Below are 5,544 nucleotides of genomic sequence, written 5' to 3'. Positions count from 1 at the left end.
GACGTCTCGCTCGTCGATCTCTGCGTGATGACGCGGGCCGCCGCCACGCCCGAGACGGTCGCCGAGGCCATGCGCGCCGCCGCGGCCGAGGGACCGCTTGCCGGCATTCTCGGGGTGGAGGACGCGCCGCTCGTCTCGCAGGATTTCCTGCACGATCCCCGCTCCTCGATCTTCGCGCCGGAGGGCACGCGGCGGACCGAGGGCGGCATGCTGCGCGTGATGTCCTGGTACGACAACGAGTGGGCCTTCTCCTGCCGGATGCTCGACACGGCCCGCGCGATGGCCGCGCTCTGACCCCCGGCCGGCGCCCATCCCGGGCGTCGGCGCCACGCCTGTTGCGAATGCTTCGCAAAATCATTGACGTTGCGAGTGCTTCGCACTATCACTCTCATACCGCGGGGCAGCGATCCCCCGGATCAGGGAGTGTGAACGATGCAGTTCGCGAGAAGCGCGATCTTCGCGGTCTTGGCCACGGTTTTCCTCGTCGCCGGCCGCGGGCCGGCCGCAGCCGAGGCGGAATTGACCGTCGTCGCCACCACCGGCATGATCGCCGATGCCGCGCGCGAGGTGGGCGGCGAGCTGGTGGAGGTGCAGGCGCTCATGGGGCCGGGCGTCGATCCGCATGCCTACCGCCAGACCCGCACCGACATCGTCGCGACCTCTCGCGCCGATCTCGTGCTGTGGCACGGGCTCTACCTCGAGGCGCAGCTCGAGGAGTTTCTTCTCGATCTGGGCGCGCGGCGGCCGGTGGTCGCCGTGGCCGAGGGCCTGCCGCGCGAGCAGCTGATCGCGCACGACGATTATGACGGGGCATACGACCCGCATGTCTGGATGGACCCGGAGCTCTGGCAGCGGGTCGTGGTCGAGGTGCGTGACGCCTTGATCGAGCTGCACCCGGAGGGCGAGGCCGCCTTCACGGCCAATGCGGACGCCTACCTCGACGATCTGCGCGGGCTGGCGAGCTACGCGGCCAACGTGCTGGCCTCCATCCCGCCGGAGAACCGCGTGCTGCTGACCTCGCACGATGCGTTCAACTACTTCGGCGCCGCCTACGACTTCGAGGTGATCGGCATCCAGGGCATCTCCACCGAGAGCGAGGCGGGCCTGCGGCGCATCGCGGACCTTGTCGAGCTGCTGGTGGCACGCGACATCGGTGCGGTCTTCGTCGAGACCTCGGTCTCCGACCGCAACATCCGCGCGCTCGTCGAGGGCGCGGCGTCCGAGGGGCACACCGTCGGCATCGGCGGCGAGCTCTACTCCGACGCGATGGGCGAGCCGGGAACCTACGAAGGCACCTACATCGGCATGATCGACCACAATGCGACGGTGATCGCCCGCGCGCTCGGCGGCGAGGCGCCCGCGCGCGGCATGGCCGACCGGCTGAACTGAAGGAGCGCGCGATGCAGCCCACCCTGACCGTCGCCGCCGAGGACGGACGCACCGTCGCACCGGCCCCCGCGCCGGAGGACGCGGCGCTCGCGCTCAGCGGTGTCACTGTTTCCTACGGGGAAACGCCGGCCGTCTTCTCGGTCGACGCCACCTTCCCGGCGCAGGCGATGTCGGCCATCGTCGGCCCGAACGGCGCGGGGAAATCCACGCTTCTGAAAGCGGCGCTTGGCGTGATCCCGCGTGTCTCGGGCGAGGTCCGGGTTTTCGGCACCCCGATCGGGCGGGCGCGGGCGCGGATCGCCTATGTACCGCAGCGGGCGAGCGTGGACTGGGATTTCCCGACGACGGTGCTCGACGTGGTGCGGATGGGCCTCTACCGCAAGGCGGGCCTCTTCGGCCGCCTCTCGGGGCGCCTCGACAGGACGGCGCGCGACTGTCTCGACAGGGTGGGCATGGTCGGCCTCGCCGACCGCCAGATCGGCCAGCTGTCCGGAGGCCAGCAGCAGCGCGTCTTCCTCGCCCGGGCGCTCGCGCAGGAGGCCGACCTCTACCTCCTAGACGAGCCCTTCGCGGGCGTCGACGCGGCGACGGAGCGGGCGATCATCGATGTGCTGAAGGACCTGCAGTCCGAGGGCCGTTCGGTCGTCGCGGTGCACCACGATCTCGCCACGGTGCGCAGTTACTTCGACCATGTCCTTCTCATCAACGTGCGCCCGATCGCCGAGGGTCCGGTCGCCACGGCCTTCACCGCCGAGGCGCTGAACGCCGCCTATGGCGGGCGTCTTTCGGCCACCCACGTGGGCGAGATCCTGCCCGCCGGGGGCGCCGGTTGAGCGGTTTCCTCGACGCGCTGCTGCTGGGCGCCGGGTACAACGCGGCGCTCGTCGCGATCGGCGCGGGGCTTCTGGGCGTCGCTGCGGGAGCCACCGGCACCTTCCTCTTCCTGAGCAAGCGCGCGCTCGTCTCCGACGCGGTGGCGCATGCCACGCTGCCGGGCGTCGGGCTCGCCTTCATCGTCATGGTCGCCGCGGGCGGCGACGGGCGCAGCCTGCCGGGGCTCCTCGCCGGGTCAGCGGCGACGGCTTGGCTCGGGCTTCTCGCCATCGAGTGGATCACCCGGCGCACCCGGCTCTCCGAGGACGCGGCGATCGGCGCGGTGCTCGGCGTCTTCTTCGGCTTCGGCATCGTGCTGCTGACCGTGGTGCAGACCATGAGCGCCGGGCGGCAGGCCGGGCTCGAGGAGTTCCTGCTCGGCGCGACGGCGGGGATGCTCCGGCAGGACGCGGTGACCATCGCGGCGGGCGGCGCACTGGCGCTGGCCGCGACGTGGGCGCTCAGGCGTCCGATGACGCTGGTTGCCTTCGACCGCGATTATGCCGCTGCCCTCGGCTACGATGTGCGCCGCGTCGATCTGGCGATGATGGGGCTCGTGATGGGCGTGACCGTGATCGGGCTGAAGCTCGTGGGCCTCGTCCTGATCGTGGCGCTGCTGATCGTGCCGCCGGTCGCCGCGCGCTTCTGGACCGAGCGGGCGGGGCGCGTCGTCTGGATCGCGGGCGCGATCGGCGGGGCCTCGGGGTATGTCGGCGCTGCGCTCTCCGCCTCGGCGCCGGGGCTGCCCACCGGGCCGATCATCGTGCTCGTCGCCGCGGCGGTCTTCGCGCTCTCGCTTCTCTTCGCACCGGTGCGGGGCGTCGCCGCGGCCCTGCTGCGCCACCGCCGGTTCCAGCGCCGCGTCCACCGCCGGCAGGGGCTTCTCGCGCTTGCGCACGGCGAGCCGATCCGCGAGCCCTACACCCTGCGCCTGCTCACGCGGGAGGGGCTGATCCGTCCCGACGGCGTGCCCACCGAGGCCGGCCGCGCGCAGGCCGCCAAGGTCGCCCGCGACGAGCGCCGCTGGGCCGTCGCACGCGAGAGCCATCGGGATGCCGGCCTCACCGGGCGCTACGATGGCCTGACCCCGATCGAGACGGTCTTCACCCCCGACGAGATCGCCGCGTTCGACCGCCGTCTCGGTGGCCCGGTCCCCGCAGGGGGCGCGTGATGGGCGCCGAGTTCGTTCAGCTCTCGCTGACCCCGATCCTGATCGGCGCGCTCGCGGCGATCGCCTGCGCGCTGCCGGGCAACTTCCTGATCCTGCGGCGGCAGGCGCTCATCGGCGATGCGATCAGCCACGTGGTGCTGCCCGGCATCGTCGTGGCCTTCCTCGTGACCGGCACGGTCGCGGCGGTGCCGATGCTGATCGGCGCGGCGGGCGCGGCGCTCCTCGCCGTGGTGCTGATCGAGGCGGTGCGCCGGCTCGGCCGGATCGAGCCGGGCGCGGCGATGGGCGTCGTCTTCACGACGCTCTTCGCGGGCGGCGTGCTGCTGCTGGAGCGGACCGATACCGCCTCGGTGCATCTCGACGTGCAGCACGCCCTCATGGGCAACCTCGAATCGCTCGTCTGGTTCGAGGCGTCGGGCTGGGGTTCGCTCGTCGATCCGGCGGCGCTCGCCGCGCTGCCCGACGAACTCGCGCGCATCGCGCTCGTCTGCGCCGTGATGGTCGTCCTGACGGCGGCGTTCTGGCGCTGGCTCAAGATCGCCACCTTCGACGAGGCCTTCGCCCGCGCGCTCGGGATCCCTTCCGCGGCGGTGGGCGTCGGCCTCGTGGTCGCCGCCGCAATCGCCGCGGTCGCCGCCTTCGAGGCGGTGGGCTCCATCATCGTGATCGCCATGTTCATCTGCCCGCCCGCGGCGGCACGGCTGATGACCGAGCGGCTGGAACGGCAGGTGCTCTGGTCCGTGGCTTTCGCCACGCTGTCGGCGGTGCTCGGCTACGTCCTCGCGGGCTACGGCCCGCTCTGGTTCGGCGCGCGCCACGCGGTCAGCGCCGCCGGCATGATCGCCACGGTCTCCGGGCTGATCCTCGGGCTCGCGTGCCTCTACGGCCCGCACCGGTCGCGCGTCGGCGCGGGGCCGGGCGGGGCGTGATCCGCCTGACGCGACGTGCGATGCGGGTCGCGCGTGGGGACGGCGCCCCCCTCCCGCCCTGCACCCCCAGCAGAGCGACCGGTCCGCCCGTCCCGCGCGATGATCGCGGGGAGGGAAAGGGGGCGCTCAACAGCCGGAGCCTCTTTTTGTCGCCCCGGGTCTGCCGGCGGTTCCGGCGGCGGCAAACGCGCCTGCTCCCACGCGGCTCGCGGGGTGCCGCCCTGCGCCGCGGAACCGCTGACGCTCGAAAGACAGGAGGCTGCGTCCGGCCGGTTACGCGACCGCGGGCGGCGCATGGGCTGGCCCCGGTTCCATCTGGCGAGACGTTCCTCCTTCGGCGAACTGCGCTCACACGCGAGGGGGTTTGCCCTCACCCGCCCCCATGGCCCGCATGGGCAGGCAGATCCCCCGAATCATGCGACGCAAGCGCCGAGGGGCCGGTTTCAGACACCCGGGCCCGGAGCCCAATGCATCCGAACGGACAGATCGGATCATCCCTTCCCAGGGGCCAACGCCCGATCATCTTTTGACAAGTGTCTCGTTTTTCTGCTTGACGCTATCCCGAGCGCAGGGGCGCGCGGCGCTGACAGCGCCAGTGAGGCGTCGCGCCGCAGGGAAAGGACGACGATGATCGACGAGGCGGGACTGGTCACGCGCAGGCACCGCAAGGGCGACGCCGATTCGGTCGCCGTCTACTCACCCTGCCTGCGCTATCGCTACCTGCTCACCCGGGTCTGGGACACCGGCGGCGGGCACGTGCATTTCGTCATGCTGAACCCCTCGACCGCCACCGAGGTGCAGAACGATCCCACCGTCGAACGCTGCGAGCGCCGGGCGCGGGCACTCGGCCATGGTGGCTTCACCGTGACCAACATCTTCGCCTGGCGCGACACCGACCCGAAGGCGATGCGCCGCGCCGCCGATCCCGTGGGGCCCGAGAACGACCGCGCCATCCGGGAGGCTGCCTGCGCCGCCGACCGCACCGTCGCCGCCTGGGGCACCCACGGCGCGCATCTGGATCGGGGGGGCGCGGTGGCGCGGCTCCTGGCGGAGGCCGGCGTGCCGGTGCACCACCTCGGCCTGACGCAGGCGGGACATCCGCGCCATCCGCTCTACGTCGCCTATGCACGCCAGCCCGAACCCTGGCCCGAGATCTGGCCCGAGACCCGGCCCGAGACCCGG

General features: G+C 72.3%; 5 protein-coding genes and 1 pseudogene. All 6 read left to right on the top strand.

The genetic code is table 11. The features are described 5' to 3' along the window. Window positions 1–294: pseudogene (locus ACESL7_RS08570) on the top strand (erythrose-4-phosphate dehydrogenase); the annotation flags it as partial. A 138-nt stretch (window positions 295–432) separates the two neighbouring features. After that, entirely contained in the window at window positions 433–1,389 is a 957-nt protein-coding gene (locus ACESL7_RS08565; RefSeq protein WP_372892899.1) for a metal ABC transporter solute-binding protein, Zn/Mn family, read from the top strand. A gap of 11 nt (window positions 1,390–1,400) precedes the next feature. Further along, a complete protein-coding gene (locus ACESL7_RS08560) occupies window positions 1,401–2,222 on the top strand; it encodes a metal ABC transporter ATP-binding protein (protein ID WP_372892898.1) in 822 nt (273 codons plus the stop codon). Further along, complete coding sequence (locus ACESL7_RS08555) at window positions 2,219–3,433, top strand: metal ABC transporter permease (RefSeq protein WP_372892897.1); 1,215 nt, start codon at window positions 2,219–2,221, stop codon at window positions 3,431–3,433. The genes ACESL7_RS08560 and ACESL7_RS08555 overlap by 4 nt, the downstream gene beginning before the upstream one ends. Next, window positions 3,433–4,362 carry a metal ABC transporter permease gene (locus tag ACESL7_RS08550; RefSeq protein WP_372892896.1) on the top strand — a complete coding sequence of 310 codons (930 nt, stop codon included), beginning with the start codon at window positions 3,433–3,435 and terminating at the stop codon, window positions 4,360–4,362. The genes ACESL7_RS08555 and ACESL7_RS08550 overlap by 1 nt, the downstream gene beginning before the upstream one ends. Window positions 4,363–5,007: 645 nt before the next feature. Continuing rightward, on the top strand, window positions 5,008–5,544 hold a 537-nt coding region (locus tag ACESL7_RS08545), incomplete at its 3' end, for a DUF1643 domain-containing protein (RefSeq protein WP_372892900.1).

It is taken from the genome of Rhodosalinus sp., assembly GCF_041685465.1.
In the GTDB taxonomy this organism is placed as follows: Bacteria; Pseudomonadota; Alphaproteobacteria; order Rhodobacterales; family Rhodobacteraceae; genus Rhodosalinus.
Note: the sequence above shows the minus strand (reverse complement) of the source record. Positions and strands in the feature narration are given on the sequence as shown.

What these genes read in the sequence shown, in the direction of transcription:
- ACESL7_RS08565 (WP_372892899.1), top strand. Translation starts at nt 433, where the DNA reads ATGCAGTTCGCGAGAAGCGCGATCTTCGCGGTCTTGGCCACGGTTTTC.
- ACESL7_RS08560 (WP_372892898.1), top strand. Translation starts at nt 1,401, where the DNA reads ATGCAGCCCACCCTGACCGTCGCCGCCGAGGACGGACGCACCGTCGCA.
- ACESL7_RS08550 (WP_372892896.1), top strand. Translation starts at nt 3,433, where the DNA reads ATGGGCGCCGAGTTCGTTCAGCTCTCGCTGACCCCGATCCTGATCGGC.